We start from the raw sequence: 24,059 nt of genomic DNA, 5'->3' as shown, positions 1-24,059 counted from the left end.
GTGACCAGTGCCCCGACCGCGATGCACTACGACCCGTTCAGCCCGGAGTTCCAGGCCGACCCCTACCCGGTGTACCGCTGGATGCGGGAGGAGGCGCCGGTCTTCCACAGCCAGAAGTGGGGCTGGTGGGCGCTGTCGCGCTTCGAGGACGTCCGCGCGGCGGCCACCGACCCGGACACGTTCCGGAGCTTCGAGGGCATCGACATCGACGACACCGCCAAGGACCAGAGCGGCCCCGGCTTCCTGCCCGACATCGACAACCCGCGGCACGACCAGGTGCGCGCGGTGGTGCAGCCGCACTTCCTGCCGCGCCGCATCGGCGACAAGGAGGGGGCGATCCGCGACGTCGTCCGCCGGCTGGTGGCGCGGTGGCGGGACCGGGGCGCGGTCGACCTGGCCCGGGAGCTGGCCTGGCCGATGCCCAACGAGGTCTTCTTCACGGTGCTCGGGCTGCCCAGCGCCGAGGAGGAGGGGCGCGCGCAGCTCGACCGCTGGGTGCACGAGCTCAAGGACCGCCGTCCGGACGACCCCAGCCTGACCCCGGTCGCCAGGGCCGCCACCGAGGGCATACAGCGCTACTTCGTCGACCTGCTCGAGGACCGGCGGGCGCACCCGCGCGACGACGTCGTCAGCGCCCTGGTGCAGGCCGAGATCGGCGGCGTGCCCTTCGCCGACGAGCACCTGACGCCGGCCTCGGAGATCCTCGGCCTGATGATGGTGCTCTTCCTCGGCGGGGTGGAGAGCACCGCCGGGCTGACGGGTTCGCTGTTCAAGCTGCTCGCCGAGAACCCCGACCAGCGCGAGCTGCTGCGCCGGGACCCGTCGCTCATCCCCGCGGCGGTCGAGGAGACCATCCGCCACTCCAGCCCGCTGCAGCTCGTCGGCCGGACCACCTCGCGCGAGGTCACCCTGCACGGGGTGACCATCCCGGCGGGTGGCCGGGTGGTGCTGGTCTACGGCGCGGCCAACCGCGACGAGCGCCGGTTCCCCGACCCCGACCGCTTCGACGTCACCCGCGGCGTGGCCCGCCACCTCGGCTTCGGGGAGGGCCGGCACGGCTGCCTGGGCGCGCCGCTCGCGCGGCTGGAGGCGAGGGTCGCGCTGGAGGAGGCGCTGCCCGTGCTGGGCGACTACGCGCTCGCCGCGCCCCCGGTGCGCTACAGGACGACGCCGAACATGTACGTCTGGGACTCGCTGCCGCTGTCGTTCCCGGTCGGCGGGGGAGCGCGCCACCCCGCGCACGTCGAGACCGTGCGGCACCGGACCACCTCGACGACCGTGGTGGCCGGCGAGTTCGAGGCCGACGTCCGCGTCGAGGACAAGCGCCCGGTGGCCGACGGCGTGGTGACGCTGACGCTGCGGCAGGTGGACGACGCCCCGCTGCCGCCGTGGGAACCCGGCGCGCACGTCGACCTGCTGCTCGGCGACGCGCTCCCGTCGGCCGCCCCGACCCGGCAGTACTCCCTGTGCGGCGACCCCGCCGACTCCCACGCGTGGCGGGTGGGCGTCCTGCGCGAGCCGGAGAGCCGGGGGACGTCCTCCCACGTGCACGACCGGCTGCGGCCCGGCGACGTCGTCCGCGTGCGCGGGCCGCGCAACAACTTCCCCCTGCACCCCTCGCCCCGGTACCTGTTCCTCGCCGGGGGCATCGGCATCACACCGATCCTGCCGATGATCCGGGCCGCGGAGGCCGCCGGCGCCGACTGGCGGCTGGTCTACGGCGGCCGGCGACGCGCCTCGATGGCCTTCCTCGACGAGCTCGCCCGCTACGGCGACCGGGTGTCGGTGCGCCCCCAGGACGAGACCGGTCTGCTCGACCTCGACGAGCTGCTCGGCACGCCCCGGCCCGACACCCGCGTCTACTGCTGCGGCCCCGAGCCGCTGCTGGCGGCCGTCGAGCAGCGGTGCGCTGCCTGGCCGGCCGGCGCGCTGCACGTCGAGCGGTTCTCGGCCCGGCCGCTGACCGAGCCGGTGCGGTCGGAGGCGTTCGAGGTCGTCCTGCGGCGCAGCGAGCTGACCCTGTCCGTGCCGCCGGACCGCTCGATCCTGTCGGTGGTCGAGGAGGCGGGCGTCGGCGTCCTCTCCTCCTGCACGGAGGGCACCTGCGGCTCCTGCGAGACCGCCGTCCTCGAGGGCCGGCCCGACCACCGCGACTCGGTCCTCTCCGGCGAGGAGCGCGCGGCGGACGCCTGCATGATGATCTGCGTGTCCCGGGCCCGCACGGACCGGCTGGTCCTGGATCTCTGAAGGACCCCCTGCCCCCCACCGCTCGCGAGCTCGCGGCAGGACCCCGCAGGGGGCCGGTCAGCGCGGCGGGGCGGTGGTGCTCCGGACGACGAGCCGGGGCGGGACGACGAGCTCGCGCTGCCCGGCGGGGACCCCGTCCAGCCGGGCCAGGGCCCGCTGCACCGCCAGGGTGCTCAGCCGCTCGACGTCCTGGGCGACGGACGTGAGGTCGACCGCGGAGAGCCGCGCCAGGCGGCTGTCGTCGAAGCCGGCCACGCTCACCTCACCGGGCACCGCGCGGCCCGCCCGCCGCAGCACGTCCAGCACCCCCACGGCGCAGCGGTCGTTGAAGACGGCGACGGCGCTCGGCAGCGGTCCGGCGAGCAGGGCACGCGCGGCGGCGGCGCCGTCGTCCTCCGTGGGGCCGCCGGCCACGATCCGCGCGTCGAGGCCGTGGCGGTGCACCGCCTCCCGGTAGCCGCGCCGGCGCTCCGCCGCGCCGGGGGCCCGGCCGCCGTCGACGTGCACGACGTCGCGGTGGCCGAGGCCGACCAGGTGGTCGACCGCCAGGCGCAGGCCCTCGTCGTCGGCGGTGCGGACGACGTCCACCGTCGAGGAGCGCACCGGACGGGCGACGACGACGACCGGCAGGCGGGCCGCCAGGTCGGAGAGCGCGGCCGTGGGCGTCTGCGGGCCGAGGAGCACGAGCGCCTCGCACCGGTCCCGCAGCAGGCTGTCGACCGCCCGCTGCTCGCCGCGCCCCGGCGTGACGGCGCTCAGGGCCAGCTCGTACCCGGCCTCCTCGGCGGCGTCGTAGAGCCCGGCCAGCAGGTCGCCGTGGAAGGCGTGCTGCACCCCGAAGACCACGCCGAGCAGCCGGCTGCGGGAGCTGCGCAGCAGGCGGGCGCGGGTGTCGGGGCGGTAGCCGATCTCGTCCGCGGCGCGCCGCACGCGCTCCCGCGTCGCGGTGCTCGCCCCCGGGACGTCCCGCATGACGATCGACACGAGGGCGGTGGAGACGCCGGCCCGCGCGGCGACGTCGGCCAGCGTCGGTCTCCGGTCCGGGTCCGTCCGCGTCACCGGCCGAGCGTAGCCCCGCGGACTAGAACGTTCTAGCCGGCTCCCCTTGACGGGGCACACCGGGTGACACCATCCTGGACTCGCCTAGAACGTTCTAGCAGAGGAGCCGGCATGGCGAACGGGACCGTGGGGGTGGCCCTGGTCGGGTCGGGACGGATGGGCGCCTTCCACGCGGAGACGCTCGCCCGGCGGCTCCCGCACGCGCGGCTGGCCGCCGTGGCCGACCCCGCGCCGGGTGCCGCCGAGCGGCTGACCGGCGCGCTCGGTGCCGGCCGGGCGTACACCGACGTGGCGCAGCTGTGGGACGACCCGGACGTCGACGCGGTCGTCGTCGCCGCGCCGGCCCGCTCGCACGCCGACCTGGTGGTGGCCGCCGCGGGCGCCGGGCGGCACGTCTTCTGCGAGAAGCCGATGGCGGTCACCCTCCCGGACGCCGACCGGGCGATCGGCGCGGCCCGCGCCGCGGGCGTGGTCCTGCAGGTCGGCTTCAACCGGCGGTTCGCCGCCGACTGGCGGGGCGCCCGGGCGCTGCTGGACGCCGGCACGCTCGGCACCCCCCGGCTGCTGCGCTCGCTGACCCGCGACCCCGGCGGCTTCGACCCCGCGCGCGTCCTGCCGGACACGATCTTCCTCGAGACGTTGATCCACGACTTCGACACGCTGCGCTACCTGCACCCGGGCGCCGAGGCGGTGGAGGTCTTCGCGGTCGCCGACGCGCTGGTGGAGCCGGGCTGGCGGGACCGCGGGCTGCTCGACACCGCGGTGGTCACGGTCCGCTTCGACGACGGCGCGGTGGCGGTGGCCGAGGCGTGCTTCGAGGCGTCCTACGGCTACGACGTCCGCGGGGAGGTGCTCGGCTCGGGCGGCATGGCGACCATGGGCGACGGCCGGCGCACCGGCCTGGCCTTCTCGGGGCCGGCCGGGCGGCTGGTCGAGACCGTCCGCGGCGACCAGGAGCTCTTCCCCGGCGCCTACACCGCCGAGCTGGCCGCCTTCGTCGAGGCGGTCCGCGCCGGGACCCCGGCCCCGGTGACCGGCGAGGACGCCCGCGCGGCGCTGGCGATCGCGCTGGCGGCCGCGGAGTCGGTGCGCACCGGCCGCCCGGTGCGGATCGACGAGGTGGAGAAGTGACGTTCCGCCTGGCCGCCTCGGCGGAGATGCTCTTCCTCGACCTGCCGTTCGCCGAGCGGGTGCGGCGGATCGCCGGTCTCGGCTTCGAGGTGGAGATCTGGGACTGGACGGCGAAGGACGTCGACGGGCTGGTCGCCACCGGCGCGACGTTCTCGTCGATGACCGGCTACGTCACCGGCACGCTGGCCGACCCCGACGGCGCCGCGGAGCTGCTGCGCACCGCCGAGCGCTCGCTGGCGGTCGCCGAGCGGCTGGACTGCCCGCGGCTCAACGTGCACGGCACCGGGCTGGACGGCCGCGGGCTGCCGGTCGTCCCCACCGAGGTCGTGACCCCCGCGATGTGGCTGACCGCCGCCCGCACGCTGGAGCGGCTCGCCGCGCTGGGGGAGCGGGCCGGTCGGGTGTTCACCCTGGAGAACCTCAACACCGCCGTCGACCACCCCGGCACGCCCTTCGCCCGGGCCGCCGACACGATCGCGCTGGTGGAGGCGGTGGGCAGCCCGCACCTGCGGCTCAACCTCGACCTCTACCACGCCCAGATCGGGGAGGGGAACCTCGTCGCGCTGGTGGAGCGGGCGCTGCCGCTGGTCGGGGAGATCCAGGTGGCCGACGTCCCGGGCCGGTGCGAGCCGGGGACGGGGGAGATCCACCACCCGGCGATCGCCGCCGCGCTCGACCGCCTCGGCTACGACGGCGTCGTCGCGCTGGAGGGCTGGGCGTCGGGCGACCCGGAGGCCGCCCTCGGGTCCTTCCGGGCCGCCTACTCCTGACCGCCGCTCCCGGCGGGCGCGGGCGCGCGGTCGTCGGGGGCGCCCGGGGCCGCTACGTTCTCCAGCGGGCCCGAGCCGCTGCCGCACGACGGGCCCGGCGCCGTCCGGGGCGCCGGGGCACCGCAGGCCGTCGTCGAGCAGCTGCCCGCCGTGCCGAGCAGGGGCGCGACGTCCCGGCCCGCGACGTCCGGACCCCGACGGGGAGGCACCCTCATGATGCACCTGCTGGCCGCCGAGGCGATCGACCACACCGGCAACGACTGGCAGCTGGTGCTGGCCGCGCTGCTGGGCATCGCCACCGTCGTCGTGCTCATCACCTGGCTCAAGGTGCACCCGTTCCTGGCCCTGATCATCGGGTCGGGAGTGCTCGGCGCGGTCTCGGCCGTGGCCCCCACGGACGTGGTCACCAGCTTCAGCGGCGGCGTCGGCACCACCGTCGGCGGCGTCGGGCTGCTCATCGCGCTGGGCGCCATGATCGGCGGGATGCTCGCCGAGTCCGGCGGCGCGAACGCGGTCGTGCACGCCTTCACCGACCGGGTCCCGCCCGGCCGGCTGCCGTGGGTGATGGGCGGGGTCGCCGCGCTCATCGGCATCCCGCTGTTCTTCGAGGTCGGCGTCGTCCTGCTGGTGCCGATCGTGCTGCTGGCCGCGGCCAACACCCGCCAGCCGGTGCTGCGCGTGGGCATCCCGGCGCTCGCCGGCCTGTCGGTGCTGCACGGCCTGGTACCGCCGCACCCCGGCCCGCTGGTGGCCATCGACGCGCTGGGCGCCGACCTCGGCCGCACGCTGATCTTCGGGCTGATCGCCGCGATCCCCACCGTCGTCGTCGCCGGCCCGCTGTTCGGCGAGTTCATCAGCCGCCGGGTCCCGCTCGCCGCGCCGCGGGCGCTGGTCGGCGCCGGCGTCGGCGACCGGGCCACCACCGGCGACGAGCCGCGCGAGGCCACCCCGGCCGGGCGGCCGGCCACCGGGGCCGGCGGGGTCGACGACCCGCGTGACGTGGACGCCCTGGACGGCGACCCGCGGACCACGCCTCGGCGGCGGCCCGGGCTGGGCGCCACGGTGCTCACCGTCCTGCTGCCGGTGCTGCTCATGCTGCTGCGCGCGATCGGCGAGCTCACCCTCGACGAGGACAACGGGCTGCGGTCGTTCCTCGACGTCATCGGGACGCCGGTGATCGCGATGCTGGCCGGCGTCGTGCTGTCGATGTTCACCCTGGGCGCCGCCGTCGGGTTCGGCCGCGAGCGGATCTCGGCCACCCTCGGCGGCTCGCTGCCCGGCATCGCCGGGATCCTGCTCATCGTCGCCGCCGGCGGCGGGTTCAAGCAGGTGCTCATCGACGCCGGGGTCGGCGACCTGGTGGGCCGCTTCGCCCAGGACCTGAACCTGTCGGTGCTCGTGCTGGGCTGGCTGGTGGCCGTGGGCATCCGGCTGGCCACCGGGTCGGCGACGGTCGCCACCATCACCGCGGCCGGCATCGTCTCCCCGCTGGCCGAGGGCCTCGACGCCTCGACCGTGGCGCTGCTCGTGCTCGCCATCGGCGCCGGGTCGGTGTTCTTCTCGCACGTCAACGACGCCGGCTTCTGGCTGGTCAAGGAGTACTTCGGGATGACCGTCGGCCAGACCATCGCGAGCTGGTCGGTCATGGAGACGCTGATCTCGGTGGTCGGGCTGCTGGCGGTGCTCGTGCTGTCGCTGGTCGTCTGACCCCTGCTCGTCCGGCCCCTGCTCGTCCGGGACCGGTGACAGGCGCGCGGTCGGGCCCGTCCTGACCACCCCGTCGGCCCGCGTGCCCGGGGCCCGGGGCGGGGCCGGGTGCGTGTCCCACCGGTCGCAGGCCCCGCGACCGGCTCTCGGCGTGCCCGGGAAATCCCCTCGGTCCCTTCACTAAGTCTTAATGTCCTGACATAGTGGTGTGGCCGGCGCCACGCCGGACCTCCCGCCGCCACTCCTGGAGAGCCCACCATGCCGCTGGTCCGCATCGACGTCGTCGAGGGGCGGCGCACCCCCGAGCAGCTCCGGCGCCTGGCCGACGCCGTCCAGGACGTCGTGCTCGACGTCTTCGCCGCGCCGCCGGGGGACCGCTACCAGGTGATCACCGAGCACCGGCCGGGGCAGCTCATCTGCGAGGACACCGGCCTGGGCATCGAGCGCACCGACGACCTCGTCGTCCTGCAGGTCTTCCAGCAGGGCCGGTCGGAGGAGCAGAAGCGAGCCCTCTACGCAGGTCTAGCCAGCCACCTGCAGGAGGTCACCGGGCTCTCGCCCGGCGACCTGGTCGTCTCCGTCGCCACGAACACCCGCGAGGACTGGTCCTTCGGGCTCGGGCGCGCCCAGTTCCTCGACGGCGACCTCTGAGCGGGGCCCCCTGCGGGGCCCGTCCCTCGCACCGCCGTCCCGTTCCCCTGGAGGAGCGCGTGTCCGCACGGGCGCCGTCGCGCGAGCCGACGTCCGGCACCCCCTCCCGGCCGGCGCCCGTGCACCCCGCCGCCGGGTCAGGTCGTCGGGCGGCGGGCCGCGCGCAGCCGCTGTCCCGCCGTCACGGCGGCCCACCGGGCCCGGGTGGCCTCCGCGGGTCGCGCCGGCGGGTCGGTGACGGGGCCGAACTCGTCGAGCACCCGGTCGATGGTCGCCAGCAGGGTCGAGTTGAGCTCCCACAGGCCGGAGTGGCTGCGCGGGTCGCCGATCAGCAGGTCCTGCACCAGCGCCCGGCCGCTGCGCAGCGCCTCCAGCGCCCCGGTCAGCCGGTCCCGCTCGACGCCCGCGGCGCCCCGGGCCTCGGCGACGAGCCCGCGACCGAACTCGCGGACCACGGTGCCCATCCGCTCCAGCAGGCTGGCCACGGTCAGCCGGACGACGTCGGCGTAGCCGGCGTCCTCGTCGACCCCGGTCCGCTCACGGGTGGCGTCGTCGACGGCCCGGAACAGGGTGCGCAGCGACACCGAGGCGTGCTCGAGGGTGTCCAGGCCCCTCCGCGCCCCCCTGCCGACCGGCGGGACCCGCAGCGCCCTGACGTTGAGCCGGCGGCTCTCCTCGGCGTGGGCCAGCGCGCGGTCCACCCGCGGGGCGTGCCGGTTGAGCCGGCGGGCGTCCTCCAGCCAGCGGGTCGACTGATCCACGGTCGCGGGACCGGCGCGCAGGTCCGCCGCCGCGTCGTGCAGGAGGCAGGCGATCTCCTCGGCGAAGCGCTCCAGCGCCTGCGTCGCGTACCGCGTCTGGACCGCCGGCGGGAAGACGACGTTGACCAGCACCCCGACGGCCGCCCCGATGAGCGTCTCGACCACGCGCCCGCCGCCGACCTCCTCCGCGCCCGACGCGCCCAGCACGAGCATCGCGCTGATCGGGACCTCCACCAGGTGCGGGCCCAGCCGGAGCAGCTGACCGGCCAGGATCGAGGCGGCCACCAGTGCCGCGAGGCTCCACCAGGTGAGCCCCACGACCGCGGCGAACAGCACCGCCAGGGCCACTCCCGACACGACGCTGAGCACCCGCTGGACACCGTGCAGGAGCGTGCTGCTCAGGGTCGCCTGCACCACGAGCAGGGCGGTGAGCGCGGCGATCAGGGGCGGCGGGGTGTGCAGCCCCACGCCCTGGGCGACGAGGAAGGCCGCGACCGTCGCCCCGGTCATGCGGGCCGCGCGGAAGGCGGCCGAGCGACCGCGTCCGCGCACGAGGAGCAGCAACCCGGCGGTGTGCGCCCGGATCCGCGGGCGCCATGGCATCACCCCGTCATCGTCGGTGATCCACGCCGCCGCCGGTGCCCGGCTCGCCGCGCGGGGTCCGCGGCGTCCGCGCGCCCCGGGGGCCGGCCGTGACCGGCTCCGGGCCGGGCCGCCGGGCGGCGGACCGCCAGGCCTGGATCGTGTCCACGCTGCACGCCCTCGGCTTCGTGTCCGTCGCCGACCTCGCCCGCCAGCTGGGGGTCTCGCAGATGACCGTCCGGCGCGACCTGCACCGCCTGCAGGCGACCGGCCGGGTGCGTCCGGTGCACGGCGGTGCCAGCCTCCCCCCGCGTGAGCTGCGCAGCGCGCTCCCGGAGGAGGCCTGCACCGAGGACCAGGAACGCGTCGCCCGGCACGCCGCCGGGCTCGTCGGCCACCGCGACACCGTCGCCCTCGACGCGGGGACGACCGGCCTGGCGATCGCGCGGGCCCTGCCGGCGTCCTTCGTCGGCTGCGTCATCACGCACTCGATGCCCGCTCTCGCCGTCCTCACCCGGGAGCGCACGGGACGGGTCGTCGCGCTGGGCGGTGAGTTCCTCCCGGCCCGCTCGGCCTTCGTGGGACCGACGACGGAGGCCGCGATCGCGCAGCTCCGGGCGCGGACGTTCTTCGTGTCACCGGCCGCCGTCGACGCCCGCGGCCTGTACGCCCAGACGCCGGCGGAGGCCGGCGTGCAGCGCCGCCTCCTCGACATCGCCGACGAGGTCGTCCTCGTGACCACGCACGAGACCCTCCGGACCTCCGCGCCGGCCCTGGTCGCACCGCTGGACCGGGTGACGGCGGTGGTCTGCGACCGCCGGCTCCCCGCCGGGCTCGCCGCGGCTCTGGACCGGGTGGGGGTGGTCCCCCGTGTCGTCGGCGCGTGAGCCGGCAGGCCCGGCGCCGACCCGTTCCCGGGTCCTCTTCCGCCGCCGCGCGCCCTGATCGCCGGATGTGCGGAACCAGTCCGCAGATGTGCGATCCCGAACACCCCTCCGCCTTGCGACTGCCAATTCCGCCCCCTAGCGTCCCCGTTCGAGAACAGGACGGGAGCCGGGGCACGACCGATTCACCACCCCATTCCGCACCCCAGGCCGCCACGGCCTGATCCCGAGAAGAGGCGCCAATGTCGGCGATCCATTCCTCCCACGGCGGGCACTCCGGTCCGAGTGCCGCCTCGGTGAGGCGCTCTCCCGCGCACAACCGGTTCCTGGTCAAGCTGACGGTGATCTCCACCCTCGGCGGGCTGTTGTTCGGCTACGACACCGGTGTCATCTCCGGTGCGCTGCTGTACCTCAAGGACGACCTCAACCTGACCGCGACCACCGAGGCGCTGGTGGTCAGCTCCCTGCTGTTCCCCGGTGCGGCGTTCGGCGCGCTGCTCGGCGGCAAGCTGGCCGACGTCCTCGGCCGCAAGGGCAGCCTGCTGGTCTGCGCCGGGCTGTTCCTGGCCGGCGCGCTCATCTGCGCGACCGCTCCCAACGTGGGCGTCATGGTCACCGGCCGGATCCTGCTCGGCTTCGGCGTCGGCGCCGCCGCGGTGACCTGCCCGCTCTACCTGGCGGAGATGGCGCCGGCGGACCGACGGGGACGCATGGTGACGATCAACGAACTGATGATCGTCACCGGCCAGTTCCTCGCCTTCGCGATGAACGCGCTGCTCGACGCCCTGATCCACGACCCGCACGTCTGGCGCTGGATGCTCGGTGTCGCCACGGTCCCCGCGGTGGCCCTCTTCATCGGCATGTTCTTCCTCCCCGACTCCCCCCGCTGGTACGCCGTGCGCGGGCGGCTCGACCAGAGCCGCCGCGTCCTCGGCCTCAGCCGGGACCCGGCGGAGGCGGCCGAGGAGTACAACATCATCGCCACGCACGCCCAGCGCGACCTCAACGAGGACAAGGGCGCGGCGATGCGCGACCTGCGGGCCTACCCGTGGATGCGCCGGATCCTGTGGATCGGCTGCGGCCTGGCCACCATCCAGCAGGCCACCGGCATCAACACCGTCAACTACTACGCACCGACCATCCTGGAGTCGACGGGCCTCGGGGCGAGCGCGTCGCTGATCCTCACGATCACCGTCGGCGTCGTCGCGATCATCGGCACGGTCCTGGGCATCGTCCTGATCGGGCACTTCAACCGCCGGACCCTGCTGCTCACCGGGTTCACCGGTGTGGCGGCGGGACACGCGATCCTGGCGCTGTCCTTCCTGCTGCCGGAGTCCGGCTTCCGGAGCTACCTGATCCTGGCCGCGATGCTGCTCGTCGTCTTCTTCGTGCAGACGTTCATCGGCACGCTGGTGTGGCTGCTGCTCTCGGAGATCTTCCCGATGACCATCCGCGGCTTCGCCATGGGCATCGCGGTCTTCGTCCTGTGGACGGTCAACGCGGCCATCTCCTTCGCGTTCCCGCCCCTGGTCGAGGCACTGGGCGCGACCCCGACGTTCGGGCTCTTCGCGCTCGTCAACGTCGGGTCGTGGATCTTCGCCAAGAAGTTCGCGCCGGAGACCCGCGGGCGCACGCTGGAGGAGCTCGAGGACGACTTCCGGACGCACGACGCGGCACACCTCGTCCACGAGGCCCCGGCCGGCGTCCGCGGCGGCTGATCGTCCCACCGCGTCCCACCCGCCGCCGCCCCCGGGGACCCTGCCCCGGGGGCGGCGGCGTCCGCGCGCCCGGCGCCCCACCGGTGGCTGCGGTGCGGGCCCTGGTCCGGCGGCGGTGTCAGGAGTGACGGCGGCGAGGGCGGCGGTCGACCGCCCGGTGGACCGGAACAGCCGCTCGCGGTGCCACGGGTGCGGGCCGCGGCCGGCCGGCGACCGTCGTGGGGCGGCACTCGCTCGCCGCGCGGTCGTCCCCGCCGTGCTCCCTGCCGTGGTCCCGCCGCTCGCGCGGCGACTTCTCGATCTCCACCGTCGACACGGCCGGGCGAGGTCTGGCGCCGGCCGCCGGTGTGGGCCCTCCGGGGCGCCGTCGTGCTCTGCCCACCACTGTGGGCAGAGCACGACGGCGCCCGGGAGGTGTCCCGGTGGGTGGGTCAGCGCAGGACGACGCCGGCGTCGACCCGCAGCTCGAGCCCCGTGACGTAGCGCGCCTCGTCCGAGACGAGCCAGCGCAGGGCGGCCGAGGTGTCCCGCGTCTCCATCCACCCGATGGGGATCACGTGCTGCGGCCGCGACGCGATCTCGTACTCCTCGTCCGTGGGGGCGGGGTTGTCGGGCAGGAAGAGCCGCTTGTTGGTGTCGGTCATGTAGATGGCCGTGTTGACGTTCGTCGGCGACAACGCGTTGACCCGGATGAAGTGCGGCCCGAGCTCGGCGGCCATCGGCTTGAGCATGCCCACCAGCGCGGTCTTGGCCGCCACGTAGTGGGTGATGTTCTGGAAGCCCTTGGTCGCCCCGGCGGAGGCGACCATGACGATGGCCCCGCCGCGCCCGCCCTGGATCAGGGCCGGGGTGGCCGCGCGGACGGTGTGCCAGGCGCCGGTCAGGTCGGTGTCGACGGTGTTCTTCCAGTCCTGCAGGCCGATCTCCCAGAACGGCCCGGCGCCGCAGCAGATGCCGGCGTTGGCGACGACGACGTCGATCCGGCCGAACTCGGCGAGCCCCCGGGCCACGACGGCCTCGACCGCCGCGTAGTCGCGGACGTCGGCCTGCTCGGCCACCATGCGCCGCCCGGTGCTCTCGACGGCGGCGCGGGTCTCCTCCAGGTCGGCCTTCGTGGCCATCGCGGTGCTGGCCCCCGGGATGTCCTCGCAGATGTCGAAGCCGATGACGTCGGCTCCCTCCTTGGCGAGGTCGATGGCGAACTGGCGCCCCTGCCCGCGACCGGCGCCGCTGATGAGGGCGACCCTCCCCGCGAAGCGATCGGGGTCGAACGTCGGTCCGGTCATGGCGCTGTGTCCTCTCCTGGTGGTGCGTGTCCTGGTGGCGCGTGTCCTGGTGGCGTGTCCTGGTGCGTGTCCTGCTGGCGTGCGGGTCCCGCGCGGGCGGGAGGTCGACCTGACGGGGACGGCCGGCGCCGGTGGGGACGAGCCCCACCGGCGCCGGCCGGTTCCACGGCCCCGTCCCGAGGCTCACCGTGAGCGTGCGAACGGTGAGCCTCGGGACGGGGGTCCTGCGTCAGGCGTTCTGCGGGAAGCCGAGGTTGAGCCCGCCGTGGCTGGGGTCCAGCCAGCGGCTGGTGATGACCTTGCCGCGGGTGAAGAAGTGCACGCCCTCGGCGCCGTGGGCGTGCGAGTCGCCGAAGAGGCTGTTCTTCCACCCGCCGAAGGAGTAGTAGGCCATCGGCACCGGGATCGGCACGTTGATGCCGATCATCCCGACCTGCACCTCGTGCTGGAAGCGCCGGGCGGCGCCGCCGTCGTTGGTGAAGATCGCGGTGCCGTTGCCGTACTCGTTGCGGTTGATCAGCTCGACGGCGTGCTCGTAGGTGTCCACCCGCAGCACCGAGAGCACCGGCCCGAAGATCTCGTCCTGGTAGACGCTCATGGACGGCTCGACGTGATCGACCAGGGTCGGGCCGAGCCAGAACCCGTTCTCGCCGCCCTCGGGCTGCACCTCGCGGCCGTCGACGACGAGCTTGGCGCCCTCCTTCTCGCCGGCCTCGACGTAGGACTCGACCCGGTCGCGGTGGCGCTTGCTGATCAGCGGGCCCATGTCGCAGCCCTGGCGGCCGTCGCCGGTGCGCAGGGTGTTGGTGCGCTCGGCGATGCGGGCCACCAGGTCGTCGCCGACCCCGCCGACGGCGAGCACGGCGCTGATCGCCATGCACCGCTCACCGGCCGAGCCGAACCCGGAGTTGACCGCGGCGTCGGCGGCCAGGTCCAGGTCGGCGTCGGGCAGCACGACCATGTGGTTCTTCGCCCCGCCCAGGGCCTGCACCCGCTTGCCGTGCCGGGTGCCGGTCTCGTACACGTACTGGGCGATCGCGGTGGACCCGACGAAGGACACCGACTGGATGTCGGGGTGCTCGAGCAGCCGGTCGACGGCCACCTTGTCGCCCTGGAGGACGTTGAAGACGCCGTCGGGCAGCCCGGCCTCCTTCCACAGCTCGGCGATCCACAGCGACGCCGACGGGTCCTGCTCGCTGGGCTTGAGGACGACGGTGTTGCCGGTGGCGATGGCGATGGGGAAGAACCACATCGGCACCATCGCCGGGAAGTTGAACGGGCTGATGACCGCGACCGGCCCGAGCGGCTGGCGAACCGAGTGCACGTCGACGTTGGTCGAGGCGTTCTCGGTGAACCCGCCGCGCACCAGCGAGGGCACGCCGCAGGCGTACTCCACGACCTCCTGGCCGCGGGAGACCTCGCCCAGGGCGTCGTCGAGGACCTTTCCGTGCTCGGCGGTGATGATCGCGGCCAGCTCGGGCTTGCGGGCGTTGAGCAGCTCCCGGAAACGGAAGAGCACCGCGGTGCGCTTGGCCAGCGAGGTGTCCCGCCAGGCCGGGAAGGCGGCCGAGGCGGCGGCGACGGCGGCGTCGACCTCCTCGGTGGAGGCGAGCGCGACCTCGCCGAGGACCTCGCCGGTCGCGGAGTCGGTGACCTCGCCGGTGCGGCCGCTGGCGCCCTCGCGCCGTGCGCCGTCGATCCAGTGCGGGATGGAGGTGGGCATGGTGGCCTCTCAGGGAGCGGTGTCGTCGGGGAGGGGGGTCTGCGGCAGGTTGGTGCGGTGGGCGGTGCCGGACTGCGAGGTGCCGGACTGCTGGGTGCCTGATTGCGGGGTGGCTGGCTGCGGGGCGCCTGGCTGGGGGGCACCGCTGCCGAGCGCGTCGCCGGGGAAGTGCTTGGCGACGAGTTCGCGGATGGCGGCGAGCATGCGGACGCCGGACTCGCGGGCCTGGTCGTCCCAGCCGAAGACGCAGGTGGTGAGGACGCCGTCGAAGCCGATCCCGGCCAGGGCGGCGAAGGCCTCGTCGGCGTCGACGTCGCCACGGCCGAGCTCCATGTGCTGGTGCACGCGGGTGGTGTTGCCCGGCGGGTTGGTGATGTAGCGCAGCCCGTCGGAGGCCCGGTGGTCCATCGAGTCGGCCACGTGCACGTGGGTGAGCAGCTCGCCGGCGTTCGTGATGATGCCCGGCGCGTCGTCGCCCTGGTGGAACGTGTGCGGCATGCAGTACAGGAAGGAGACACACGGCGAGTCGATGCCGCGGATCATGTCCAGCGCCGGCAGGCCGAGCTCGATGAAGTCGTCCGGGTGCGGCTCGAGCGCGAGCTTCACGCCCTCCCGCTCGAAGACCGGCAGCAGCTCCTCCATCGACCGCCAGAACATCGCCTCGGCGAGCTCCGGTGCCTCCGGCCGGCCGTTGAACTCCGAGTTCATGGTGTCGACGCCGAGCTCGACGCAGATCTCGATGGCCCGCTTCCAGTAGCGGACGGCGGCCTGCCGCTCCACCTCGCCCGGGCCCGACCACCGCATGACCGGCAGCAGCGAGGTGACGCCCACGCCGGCGTCGGCCAGCCGCGACTTGAGGGCCCGCACGGTGGCGGTGTCGACCCGCGGGTGCTTGAAGAACGGGATGAAGTCCTCGCGAGGCGAGAGCTCGATCCACTCGTAACCCATGCCGGCCACCACGTCGGGCAGCTCGAGCAGGGGGGTGGTCCGCAGCATCTGCGGGTCCAGGGCGATCCTCACCGGGCCTCCATCCGAACGACGGTGCGCTGTCCGCTGTGCAGCGCCTCGACACCGGCCGCGCAGACGGCCTGGGCGGCGTAGCCGTCCCACGCGCCCGGGCCGTCCACCTCGCCGCGGCGCGCGGCGTCCACCCAGCGCTGCAGCTCGATGTCGTAGGCCCGGCCGAAGCGCTGCCGGAAGTCCGGCGCGATGCCGGTCGAGCGACTCGCCCCCGCCGGCCCGGCGGTGGCGCGCACCAGGCCGGCGTCCAGGCCGATCATCGCGCTGCCGTCCTCGCCGACCACCTCGGTGCGCACCTCGTAGCCCACGCCGGTGCTGACGAAGCACTCGACGTCGACCACCCGGCCGCCGGTGGTCTCCAGCAGCACCAGCAGCGGGTCGGACTGGTCGGCGACGGCGTGCCGGGTCGCCCGCGGCCGGAGCACGGTGACCGCGGCGATCTCCTCGTCGAGCAGGAACCGGGCGACGTCGACCTCGTGCACCACCGAGTCGTTGACCATCATCTCGCTGGTGAAGTACGGCGGGACCGACGCGTTGCGGTGCGTGCAGTGCACCACCAGCGGCTCGCCGAGACCGCCCCCGTCGACGAGCGCCTTGAGCTCGGCGTACTCCGGGTCGAAGCGGCGCATGAAGCCGACCTGGACCAGCCGGCGGCCGGTGCGGGCGGTGTGCTCGTCCTCGGCCCGCACCACGGCCAGGGAGCTGCCGGCGTCCATGGTCAGCGGCTTCTCGCACAGCACCGGTGTGCCGCGCTCGATGCAGGCGAGCACCTGCTCCTCGTGGAACTGGCCGGGCGTGGCGATCACCACGGCGTCGACGTCGTCGTCGGCGATCGCGGCCAGCGGGTCGCCGACCACCCGGCAGCCGGGCACCCCGGCGGCCACCTGCTCGGCCTTCTCGGCGAACGCGTCGCTGACCGCGACCACCTGCGCGCCGGAGACGCGGCTGTGCAGGCGGGCGACGTGGTCGGCGCCCATCATCCCGACGCCCAGCACGGCGACCCGCAGGTCGCGCACGGGGACGTCGGCCAGGGCGGGCAGCGCCCCGGCGCGGGTCTCGGCGGTGGTCACGCCCGGTCCTCCTGGGGGGTCGTCGGGGAGCCCAGCTGCAGCGAGGGGAACCCGCAGCCGCCGATGTAGCGGTGGGTGCGCCGGGCGATGGGGAGGGGCACGTCCGGCGGGCAGGGGTAGAGGTCGTGCTCGACGATCGCGAACACGTCCAGGCCGTGCGCCTCGATCGCCTCGAACAGCGGTGGGTAGGCCGGGACGCCGTTCGGCGGCTCGGTCATCGCGCCCATCCGCACCGCGTCGGGCCAGGTGATGTCCTTCTCCAGCACCTCGTCGACGATCGTCGGGTCGACCTGCTTGAGGTGCAGGTAGCCGATCCGCTCGGGGTACTTGTTGATCAGCTCGACGTTGTCGCCCCGGTAGTAGCTGACGTGCCCGGTGTCCAGGCACAGCGGCACGTACTGCGGGTCGGTGTCGGCGAGGAACCGCTCGATGTCGCGCTGCCAGCCGACGTGGGTCTCGGCGTGCGGGTGGAAGGCGATCGACAGGCCGTACTCCTCCTGCACCGCCCGGCCCAGCCGCGTGACGCCGGTGGTCTTGGCCTCCCACTGCTCGGGGGTGAGGTCGCGGGACTCGACGTCGGCGCCGGTCTTCTGGTCGCGGAAGGTGTCGGGGATGACGACGACGTGGGTGCCGCCCATGGCCTTCGTCAGCGCGGCGACGTCCCTGACCTGGCCCCACACGGCGTCCCACGAGTCGGGCCGGTGCAGGTGCTCGAAGACGGTGCCGGCCGACACCTTCAGGTCCCGCGCGGCCAGCTCGTCGGACAGCCGGGCCGGGTCGGTGGGCAGGTAGCCGTAGGGGCCCAGCTCGATCCACTCGTACCCGCAGGCGCTGACCTCGTCGAGGAACCGCTGCCACGGCACCTGCTCGGGGTCGTCGGGGAACCAGACGCCCCACGAGTCGGGTGCCGACCCCACCCGGATGCGGGCGCGGCCAGCCGCGGGGTGCTGCGCGGTCATGTGTTCTCTCCTCCGGGGGACGGGCGGGACATCACTGGTCGGCGCCGCCCTCGGACGGCGCGAGGTAGGCGGGCCGCTGGACGGCCTTCCAGCGGTCGTAGACGGCGCGGGCCTCCTGCGTGCTCGACAGCGTCGAGACCTCGCCGACCGGCACGTCCCACCACGACTCGCTCGACGGTGCGTCGACCAGCGGGTCGGTCTCGACGTGCACGACCGTCGTCCGGTCGCCGGCCTTGGCCTTGCGCAGCGCGGCCTCGAGGCTCGGCCCGTCCTGCGCGACCAGCACGTCGACGCCGAGGCTGGCGGCGTTGGCGGCGAGGTCGACCGGCAGCACGTCGCCGTCGAGCCGGCCGGAGTCCGACCGGTAGCGGTAGCGGGTGCCGAAGCGCTGGGAGCCCAGCTGCTCGGACAGCGCGCCGATCGAGGCGAAGCCGTGGTTCTGCACCAGGACGACGACGATCTTGACGCCCTCCTGGACGGCGGTGACCAGCTCGGTGGGCATCATCAGGTAGGAGCCGTCGCCGATCATGACGAACACGTCGCGGTCGGGGCTGGCCATCCGGATGCCGATGCCGCCGGGGATCTCGTAGCCCATGCACGAGTAGCCGTACTCGACGTGGTAGCCCTTGCGGTCGCGGACCCGCCACATCTTGTGCAGGTCGCCGGGCATCGACCCGGCGGCGCAGACGACGACGTCGCGCGGCGCGGACACCTCGTTGACCAGGCCGATGACCTCGTTCTGGGTCAGCTTGCCGCCCTCGCCGGCGCTCGGGGTCTCCGGGTGGTAGGCCGCCTCGACGGTGGCCTCCCACGCGGCGGCCAGCTCCGCCGTCCGCTGCCGGTACGCGTCGTCGACCGACCAGCCGGCCAGCGCGTCGGTGAGCGCGGTGAGCGTCTCGCGGGCGTCGGCCTGGATGCCGACGCCGGCGTGCTTGACGGCGTCCAGTGCGGCGACGTTGACGTTGACGAACCGCACCCCGGGGTCGTTGAAGGCGGTGTGCGAGGCGGTGGTGAAGTCCTGGTAGCGGGTGCCGATCCCGATGACGACGTCGGCCTCGCGGGCCAGGGCGTTGGCCGCCGTCGTCCCGGTGGAGCCGATGGCGCCCACCGACTGCGGGTGGTCGTAGGGGAGCGCGCCCTTGCCGGCCTGGGTCTGCCCGACCGGGACGCCGGTGGCGGAGACGAAGGCGTCCAGGGCCTCGGTGGCCTGCGAGTAGATGACGCCGCCGCCGGCGACGACCAGCGGCCGGCGGGCCGAGCGGATGACCTCGACGGCGCGGGCCAGCGCGGCCGGCTCGGGCAGCGGCCGGCCGACGTGCCAGGTCCGCTCGGCGAACAGCTCGACCGGCCAGTCGAAGGCCTCGGCCTGCACGTCCTGCGGGAAGCAGAGGGTGACCGCGCCGGTCTCGGCCGGGTCGGTGAGCACCCGCATCGCGCCGAGCAGGGCGCCGGGCAGCTGCTCAGGCCGCCAGATCCGGTCGAAGTAGCGCGACACCGGCCGGAAGGCGTCGTTGACGGTCACGTCGCCGCTGTGCGGCTGCTCGAGCTCCTGCAGCAGCGGGCCGGCCGAGCGGGTGGCGAAGGTGTCGGCCGGCAGCAGCAGCACCGGCAGCCGGTTGATGGTCGCCAGCGCCGCGCCGGTGAGCATGTTGGTCGAGCCGGGGCCAACGCTGGTGGAGACCGCCCAGGTCTGCAGCCGGTCCCTGGCCCGGGCGTAGGCCACGGCGGTGTGCACCACGGCCTGCTCGTTGCGGCCCAGCACGTAGGGCAGGGCGCCGGGCTCGTCGATCTCGGCCTGCAGCAGGGCCTGGCCGAGCCCGGCGACGTTGCCGTGCCCGAAGATGCCGAAGCAGCCGGCGAACAGCCGCTGCCGCTGCCCGTCGCGCTCCGTGTGCTGCTGCGCCAGGAAGCGGACGACGGCCTGGGAGACGGTGAGCCGTACCGTCTCGGTCCGGGCCGGCGGGGGGAACTCGCTCACGGTCGGGGTGCTCCGTTCTGCTCGGTGCCGGCGGGGGAGTGCAGGGGGAGGCGCGGGTCGACCGGCTCGTCGGCCCAGGTGCCACGGATCCAGGCGTGGTCGGGGTCGTCGACGATCCGCCAGGCGCGCTCGGTGCCCGGGCCGGCCATGACGTTGAGGTAGTAGAGGTCGTGCCCGGGGGCGGCGATCGAGGGACCGTGCCAGCCGTGGGGGATGAGGACGACGTCGCGGTCGCGCACCTCGGCGAGGACGTCGATGGGCCGCTCCGGTGTGCCGTAGACCCGCTGGTAGGCCAGGCCCGGCTGGCCCTGCGGCCCGGCGGCGACCTCGAAGTAGTAGATCTCCTCGAGCTCGCTCTCCACCTCGGAGGTCTCGTCGTGCTTGTGCGGCGGGTAGGACGACCAGTTGCCGCCGGGGGTGATGACCTCGCAGGCGATGATCGCGTCGGCCTCGAAGACGTCGGCGGTGGCGAAGTTGTTCACCTGCCGGCTGCACCGGCCGGCGCCCCGCAGCTCCACCGGGACGTCCGCGGCGGGGCCGTGGCGGACCGCCAGCCGCCGGCGGGCGCGGGCGCCGCACAGCGCGAACCGTCCGCCGTCCGTGCTCGACAGCTCCGCGGTGACCCCGAGGGGGAGGTAGGCGAAGTCGGTCGGCCCGGCGAAGACGCTGCTGCGCCCGGTGAGGGTCAGCAGCTCCCCGTCGCACTCGACGGTCAGGCCGCCCTGCAGCGGGACGACGACGACCTCGTCCGGGCCGGTGTCCAGCGTGTGGCGGTCACCGGCGGACAGCTCGAGCACACGCAGGCTCGAGTGCCCCCAGCCGGCGGACTCCGGCGTCACCTCGAGGGCGTAGGGACCGGCGGCGGCGCTGCCGGCGGGCAGGTGCTGCGACTCGGTGGTCGCGGTCATCGGAGGACCCCTCAGTGCACGAGGGACACGGCGGTGTCCACGGCGGCGACGACGTCGTCGTCGGGCGGGTAGAGCAGCGTGCGGCCGACGACCAGGCCCCGCACCGCGGGCAGCGCCAGGGCGTCGCGCCAGCTGGCGTAGGTCTCCTCCGGCCGGCGCGAGGGGTCCCCGCCGAGCAGCAGGGTGGGGAGGGTGGTGGCGTCCATGACCCGCTCCATCTCGGCGACCACCGGCAGCTTGAGCCAGGTGTAGGCCGAGGTGGCGCCGAGGCCCTGGGCGATGTGCACCGACTTGACCACCCCGTCGGGGCTGAGGTCGTTGGTGACCCGCCCGTCGACCCGCCGGGACAGGAACGGCTCGAGCATGGCGATCACGCCGGCCCGGGCCAGCTCGGTGACCGCGCGGCCGGCGGTCTCCAGCATCCGCACCGTGCCGGGGTCGTCGAGGTCGATCCGGTTGAGCATCTTGGCCGCGTCGAAGCGGGCCTCGACCACGCCGGCGACGTCGTACCCGGTCATCCGGTCGTCGAGCTCGAAGCTCGAGCCGGCCAGGCCGCCGCGGTTCATCGAGGCCACCACGACCTTGTCCTCGAGCGCGCCCAGCAGCAGCAGGTCCTCGGCGATGTCCGCGGTGGCCAGCAGGCCGTCCACGCCGGGGCGGGCGAGCGCCGTCCGGAGCCGGTCGAGCATGTCGGTGCGGCTGTTCATCGCCGTCGGCCGCCCCTGCGCCGACAGCGCGCCGCGGGCGGGGTGGTCGGCGGCGACCAGCATCAGCCGGCCGTCCTCGGGCAGGAAGGACGACCGCCGGCGCCGCGCGGCCAGGGCCCGGCCGATGGCCTGCGGGTCGCGGCTGCGCAGCTCGGTGACCTCGGCGTAGGTGGTGCACAGCGGCGGCGCGCCGAGCACCTCGGCGGGGGACAGGGCGGTGTCAGACACGGGTGCCCTCCAGGGAGGCGGTGACGTGGGCGGCGATCTCGTCGGCGGTCGGCATCGCCGTCGAGCACTCCAGCCGCGAGGCGACGATCGCGCCGGCGGCGTTGGCGTTGCGCAGCAGCTGCTCCAGCGGCAGGCCGGCGAGCAGGCCGTGGGCGAGGGACCCGCCGAACGCGTCGCCGGCGCCGAGGCCGTTGACGACCTCGACCGGCGTGGGCGGGACGACGACCCGCTCGGTGCGGGTCTTGCCGAGGACCCCGCGGGGCCCCTGCTTGACGATCGCCAGCTCCACCCCGGCGTCGAGCAGCGCGTCGGCGGCGCGGTCGGGCTCGGTCTCGCCGACGGCGACCTCGCACTCCTCGCGGTTGCCGACGGCGACGGTCACGTGCGGGAGGGCCGCCCGCACCTGCGCCGACGCCTCCTCGCGCGAGGCCCAGAACATCGGCCGGTAGTCCAGGTCCAGCACGGTGTGCCGGCGCCGTCCCCGGGCCTCCCACGCGGCGTGGTGGGCCGACCGGCTGGGCTCCTCGGACAGGCCGGTCACCGTCGCCCAGAACAGCGCCGCGTCGCGGATCGCCGCGAGGTCGAGGTCCTCCGGGCGGACCTGCAGGTCCGGGGCGGTGGGCCGGCGGTAGAAGTACAGCGGGAAGTCGTCGGGCGGGAAGATCTCGCAGAAGGTGACCGGCGTCGGGTGGGCCGGGTCGACCACCACCAGGCCGTCGTCGACGCCGAGGTCGCGCAGCGCCCGCCGCACGAACCGGCCGAACGGGTCGTCGCCGACGCCGGTGACCAGGGCGGTGGCGTGGCCGAGCCGGGCCGCGGCGACCGCCACGTTGGCGGCGCTGCCGCCGAGGAACTTCCCGAACGTCTCGACGTCCTCGAGGCCGACCCCGACCTGCAGGGGGTAGACGTCGACCCCGCTACGGCCCATCACGACCATCTCCCGGGCGTTTCCCACGGTGCTCCGTTCCCCTGCTCGTCGGTCGGCCTGCCCTGGCGACTGTGCTCCGGCACACACGGTCGTGTCAAGACTTTGTTAGGACATGAAGGCAACAGGACGTCGGGACGTCGAGCGCCCCGTACGAGTGAGGACAACAGGACGTGCGCAGGTGCGATCATGACCGCGGCGTGCGGGTCGTCGGCCGCACGCGTGCGGCGCCCACAGCCGAGGAGGTCCCTGTGCTGGTGTTCGACATCGACCGGTCCAGCCCGACGCCGCTGTACTTCCAGCTGGCCTCGGCGATCGAGGGCGCGATCACCGGGGGCGCCCTGCCGGCCGGCTCGCGGCTGGAGAACGAGGTCCTGCTCGCCCAGCGGTACGGGCTCTCCCGCCCGACGGTGCGCCGGGCGGTGCAGGAGCTGGTCGACAAGGGGCTGCTGGTGCGCAAGCGGGGCGTCGGGACCCAGGTCATCCAGCCGCACGTGCGGCGCTCCGTGGAGCTCACCAGCCTCTACGACGACCTGTCACGGGCCGGCGACGCACCCACCACCGAGGTGCTCTCCCTGGAGCGGGTGCCCGCGCCGGCCGACGTGGCCGAGGAGCTCGACCTGCCCGAGGGTGACGAGATCGTCGTGCTGCGCCGGCTGCGGCGCTCGCGCGGCGAGCCGCTGGCGCTGCTGACCAACCACCTGCCGGGGCGCTTCCGGCCCACCGTCGAGGAGCTGACGGAGCGGGGTCTCTACCAGTACCTGCGCGCCCAGGGCGTGCACCTGCGGGTGGCCCACCAGCGCATCGGGGCGCGACTGGCCCGGGCCGACGAGGCCCGGCTGCTGGAGGAGGCTCCGCGCTCGGCGCTGCTGACGATGCAGCGGACCGCCTTCGACGACCAGGGCGCCGCCGTCGAGTACGGCCGGCACGTCTACCGCGCCTCCCGCTACGACTTCGAGACGACGCTCGTCGGCCGCTGACCGCACCCGGTCCACTCAGTGGGTGTCGACAGGACCTGCCGGACACCGCGGCTCCGGGAGACGGTGGCTCCGGCCACATCTGCTCACCCGTGGTGGGGACACTCACAGTGTCCCGGCGACAGTTGCCAAGCCCGGTGGCCGACCATGGAGGAGGAGACACCGACCGACACCACGGAGACCACCATGCAGGGCACCGCCTTCGCCTACGCCGCCACCACCCCCGAGCTGCCCTTCCTGGACGCGCTCCGTCGCCGCCGTGCCGCGCGGCGCGCCCGCCGCGCGGTGCGGCAGGAGCTCGCCGACTACGCCACCGTCAGCGACCGCGACGACCTCGCCGCCCTGATCGCCGGCCGCGGGGACGCCGACGGCGAGGCCGCCGCCGCCCTCGTCCGCCAGGCCCGCCGCGACCTCTTCCGCACCCGCTGACGCACGGCCCCGTCCCGGGGCCGGCCCCGAGCCTGCGAGGGGGGGGACGGGGTCCTCCCTCAGGTGAAGGGGTTCTCGCCGGCCTCGACCTGGGCGGCGAACTCCCGCAGCGCCGCGCGGTCCGGTGTGCCGCCGGCGTCCCGGACCGCGGCGTCGAGCACCTCGAGCACCTCGTCGGCCGGCCGGCCGGCCATGCGGTCGCCGATCGCCGCCAGCGCGGGGGCCACCCGCTCGCTGAGCAGCTCCGCCCGCCGGGGCACCGGCGGGCGCAGCAGGCGCAGCAGCTCCTCCTGCAGCCCGCTCCGCCGTCCTCGCGCCACGCCCACCTCCTCGCCGTCC

At 74.7% G+C, this 24,059-nt stretch carries 21 protein-coding genes; 9 read left to right on the top strand and 12 right to left on the bottom strand.

Annotated features, from left to right (window positions below):
• Complete coding sequence (locus ACU616_RS22855) at window positions 1–2,247, top strand: cytochrome P450 (protein WP_446760707.1); 2,247 nt, start codon at window positions 1–3, stop codon at window positions 2,245–2,247.
• A gap of 57 nt (window positions 2,248–2,304) precedes the next feature.
• On the opposite strand, the gene ACU616_RS22850 is transcribed toward ACU616_RS22855, so the two are convergent.
• A complete protein-coding gene (locus tag ACU616_RS22850) occupies window positions 2,305–3,306 on the bottom strand; it encodes a LacI family DNA-binding transcriptional regulator (RefSeq protein ID WP_446760706.1) in 1,002 nt (333 codons plus the stop codon).
• Between the two features lie 111 nt (window positions 3,307–3,417).
• Between ACU616_RS22850 and ACU616_RS22845 the strand changes: the two genes are divergently transcribed.
• The 4 genes from ACU616_RS22845 to ACU616_RS22830 all read left to right on the top strand — a co-directional run bounded on the left by ACU616_RS22845 (window position 3,418) and on the right by ACU616_RS22830 (window position 7,565).
• On the top strand, window positions 3,418–4,437 hold the full coding sequence (locus tag ACU616_RS22845) for a Gfo/Idh/MocA family oxidoreductase (RefSeq protein ID WP_446760705.1): 1,020 nt from the start codon (window positions 3,418–3,420) through the stop codon (window positions 4,435–4,437).
• A complete protein-coding gene (locus tag ACU616_RS22840) occupies window positions 4,434–5,207 on the top strand; it encodes a TIM barrel protein (RefSeq protein ID WP_446760704.1) in 774 nt (257 codons plus the stop codon). The genes ACU616_RS22845 and ACU616_RS22840 overlap by 4 nt, the downstream gene beginning before the upstream one ends.
• Before the next feature lie 213 nt (window positions 5,208–5,420).
• Entirely contained in the window at window positions 5,421–6,914 is a 1,494-nt protein-coding gene (locus tag ACU616_RS22835) for a GntT/GntP/DsdX family permease (RefSeq protein ID WP_446760703.1), read from the top strand.
• A 258-nt stretch (window positions 6,915–7,172) separates the two neighbouring features.
• Window positions 7,173–7,565 carry a tautomerase family protein gene (locus ACU616_RS22830; protein ID WP_446760702.1) on the top strand — a complete coding sequence of 131 codons (393 nt, stop codon included), beginning with the start codon at window positions 7,173–7,175 and terminating at the stop codon, window positions 7,563–7,565.
• 137 nt (window positions 7,566–7,702) lie between these two features.
• On the opposite strand, the gene ACU616_RS22825 is transcribed toward ACU616_RS22830, so the two are convergent.
• A complete protein-coding gene (locus tag ACU616_RS22825) occupies window positions 7,703–8,929 on the bottom strand; it encodes an FUSC family protein (RefSeq protein WP_446760701.1) in 1,227 nt (408 codons plus the stop codon).
• Window positions 8,930–8,964: 35 nt separating this feature from the next.
• On the opposite strand from ACU616_RS22825, the gene ACU616_RS22820 reads away from it, so the two are divergent.
• Both ACU616_RS22820 and ACU616_RS22815 read left to right on the top strand, forming a co-directional pair.
• Window positions 8,965–9,795: a DeoR/GlpR family DNA-binding transcription regulator gene (locus ACU616_RS22820; protein ID WP_446760700.1), complete on the top strand. Its 831-nt coding sequence runs from the start codon at window positions 8,965–8,967 to the stop codon at window positions 9,793–9,795.
• 293 nt (window positions 9,796–10,088) lie between these two features.
• On the top strand, window positions 10,089–11,510 hold the full coding sequence (locus ACU616_RS22815; protein ID WP_446760699.1) for a sugar porter family MFS transporter: 1,422 nt from the start codon (window positions 10,089–10,091) through the stop codon (window positions 11,508–11,510).
• Window positions 11,511–11,941: 431 nt separating this feature from the next.
• Here ACU616_RS22815 and ACU616_RS22810 read toward each other — a convergent pair whose 3' ends face one another.
• The 9 genes from ACU616_RS22810 to iolC all read right to left on the bottom strand — a co-directional run bounded on the left by ACU616_RS22810 (window position 11,942) and on the right by iolC (window position 22,344).
• Window positions 11,942–12,796 (bottom strand): mycofactocin-coupled SDR family oxidoreductase, encoded by an 855-nt coding sequence (locus ACU616_RS22810; RefSeq protein WP_446760698.1) that lies wholly within the window; start codon window positions 12,794–12,796, stop codon window positions 11,942–11,944.
• Window positions 12,797–13,025: 229 nt separating this feature from the next.
• Window positions 13,026–14,519, bottom strand: coding sequence for a CoA-acylating methylmalonate-semialdehyde dehydrogenase (locus ACU616_RS22805; RefSeq protein WP_446760697.1), 1,494 nt, complete (start codon window positions 14,517–14,519; stop codon window positions 13,026–13,028).
• Window positions 14,520–14,528: 9 nt separating this feature from the next.
• On the bottom strand, window positions 14,529–15,539 hold the full coding sequence (locus ACU616_RS22800; RefSeq protein ID WP_446760696.1) for a sugar phosphate isomerase/epimerase family protein: 1,011 nt from the start codon (window positions 15,537–15,539) through the stop codon (window positions 14,529–14,531).
• The gene (locus ACU616_RS22795) at window positions 15,536–16,609 is read right to left on the bottom strand and encodes a Gfo/Idh/MocA family protein (RefSeq protein WP_446760695.1); all 1,074 of its coding nucleotides are present in this window, start codon (window positions 16,607–16,609) and stop codon (window positions 15,536–15,538) included. The genes ACU616_RS22800 and ACU616_RS22795 overlap by 4 nt, the downstream gene beginning before the upstream one ends.
• Window positions 16,606–17,568, bottom strand: a complete 963-nt coding sequence (locus tag ACU616_RS22790; protein WP_446760694.1) for a sugar phosphate isomerase/epimerase family protein — start codon at window positions 17,566–17,568, stop codon at window positions 16,606–16,608. Before ACU616_RS22790 ends, ACU616_RS22795 begins: the two co-directional genes overlap by 4 nt.
• 31 nt (window positions 17,569–17,599) lie before the next feature.
• On the bottom strand, window positions 17,600–19,546 hold the full coding sequence (iolD, locus tag ACU616_RS22785) for a 3D-(3,5/4)-trihydroxycyclohexane-1,2-dione acylhydrolase (decyclizing) (protein WP_446760693.1): 1,947 nt from the start codon (window positions 19,544–19,546) through the stop codon (window positions 17,600–17,602).
• Window positions 19,543–20,454: a 5-deoxy-glucuronate isomerase gene (gene iolB / locus ACU616_RS22780; protein ID WP_446760692.1), complete on the bottom strand. Its 912-nt coding sequence runs from the start codon at window positions 20,452–20,454 to the stop codon at window positions 19,543–19,545. Before iolB ends, iolD begins: the two co-directional genes overlap by 4 nt.
• Before the next feature lie 11 nt (window positions 20,455–20,465).
• A complete protein-coding gene (locus ACU616_RS22775; protein ID WP_446760691.1) occupies window positions 20,466–21,389 on the bottom strand; it encodes a class I fructose-bisphosphate aldolase in 924 nt (307 codons plus the stop codon).
• A complete protein-coding gene (gene iolC, locus ACU616_RS22770) occupies window positions 21,382–22,344 on the bottom strand; it encodes a 5-dehydro-2-deoxygluconokinase (protein WP_446760690.1) in 963 nt (320 codons plus the stop codon). Before iolC ends, ACU616_RS22775 begins: the two co-directional genes overlap by 8 nt.
• Before the next feature lie 221 nt (window positions 22,345–22,565).
• On the opposite strand from iolC, the gene ACU616_RS22765 reads away from it, so the two are divergent.
• Together ACU616_RS22765 and ACU616_RS22760 are read left to right on the top strand one after the other, a co-directional pair.
• A complete protein-coding gene (locus ACU616_RS22765; protein WP_446760689.1) occupies window positions 22,566–23,294 on the top strand; it encodes a GntR family transcriptional regulator in 729 nt (242 codons plus the stop codon).
• A 144-nt stretch (window positions 23,295–23,438) separates the two neighbouring features.
• A complete protein-coding gene (locus ACU616_RS22760) occupies window positions 23,439–23,720 on the top strand; it encodes a hypothetical protein (RefSeq protein ID WP_446760688.1) in 282 nt (93 codons plus the stop codon).
• A 59-nt stretch (window positions 23,721–23,779) separates the two neighbouring features.
• On the opposite strand, the gene ACU616_RS22755 is transcribed toward ACU616_RS22760, so the two are convergent.
• Window positions 23,780–24,040 (bottom strand): hypothetical protein, encoded by a 261-nt coding sequence (locus ACU616_RS22755; protein ID WP_446760687.1) that lies wholly within the window; start codon window positions 24,038–24,040, stop codon window positions 23,780–23,782.
• Between the last annotated feature and the right edge of the window lie 19 nt (window positions 24,041–24,059).

The sequence above is a fragment of the Geodermatophilus sp. URMC 62 genome (assembly GCF_052931475.1).
The sequence above is the reverse complement of the archived record's forward strand: the minus strand, read 5'-3'. Positions and strand labels throughout refer to the sequence as shown.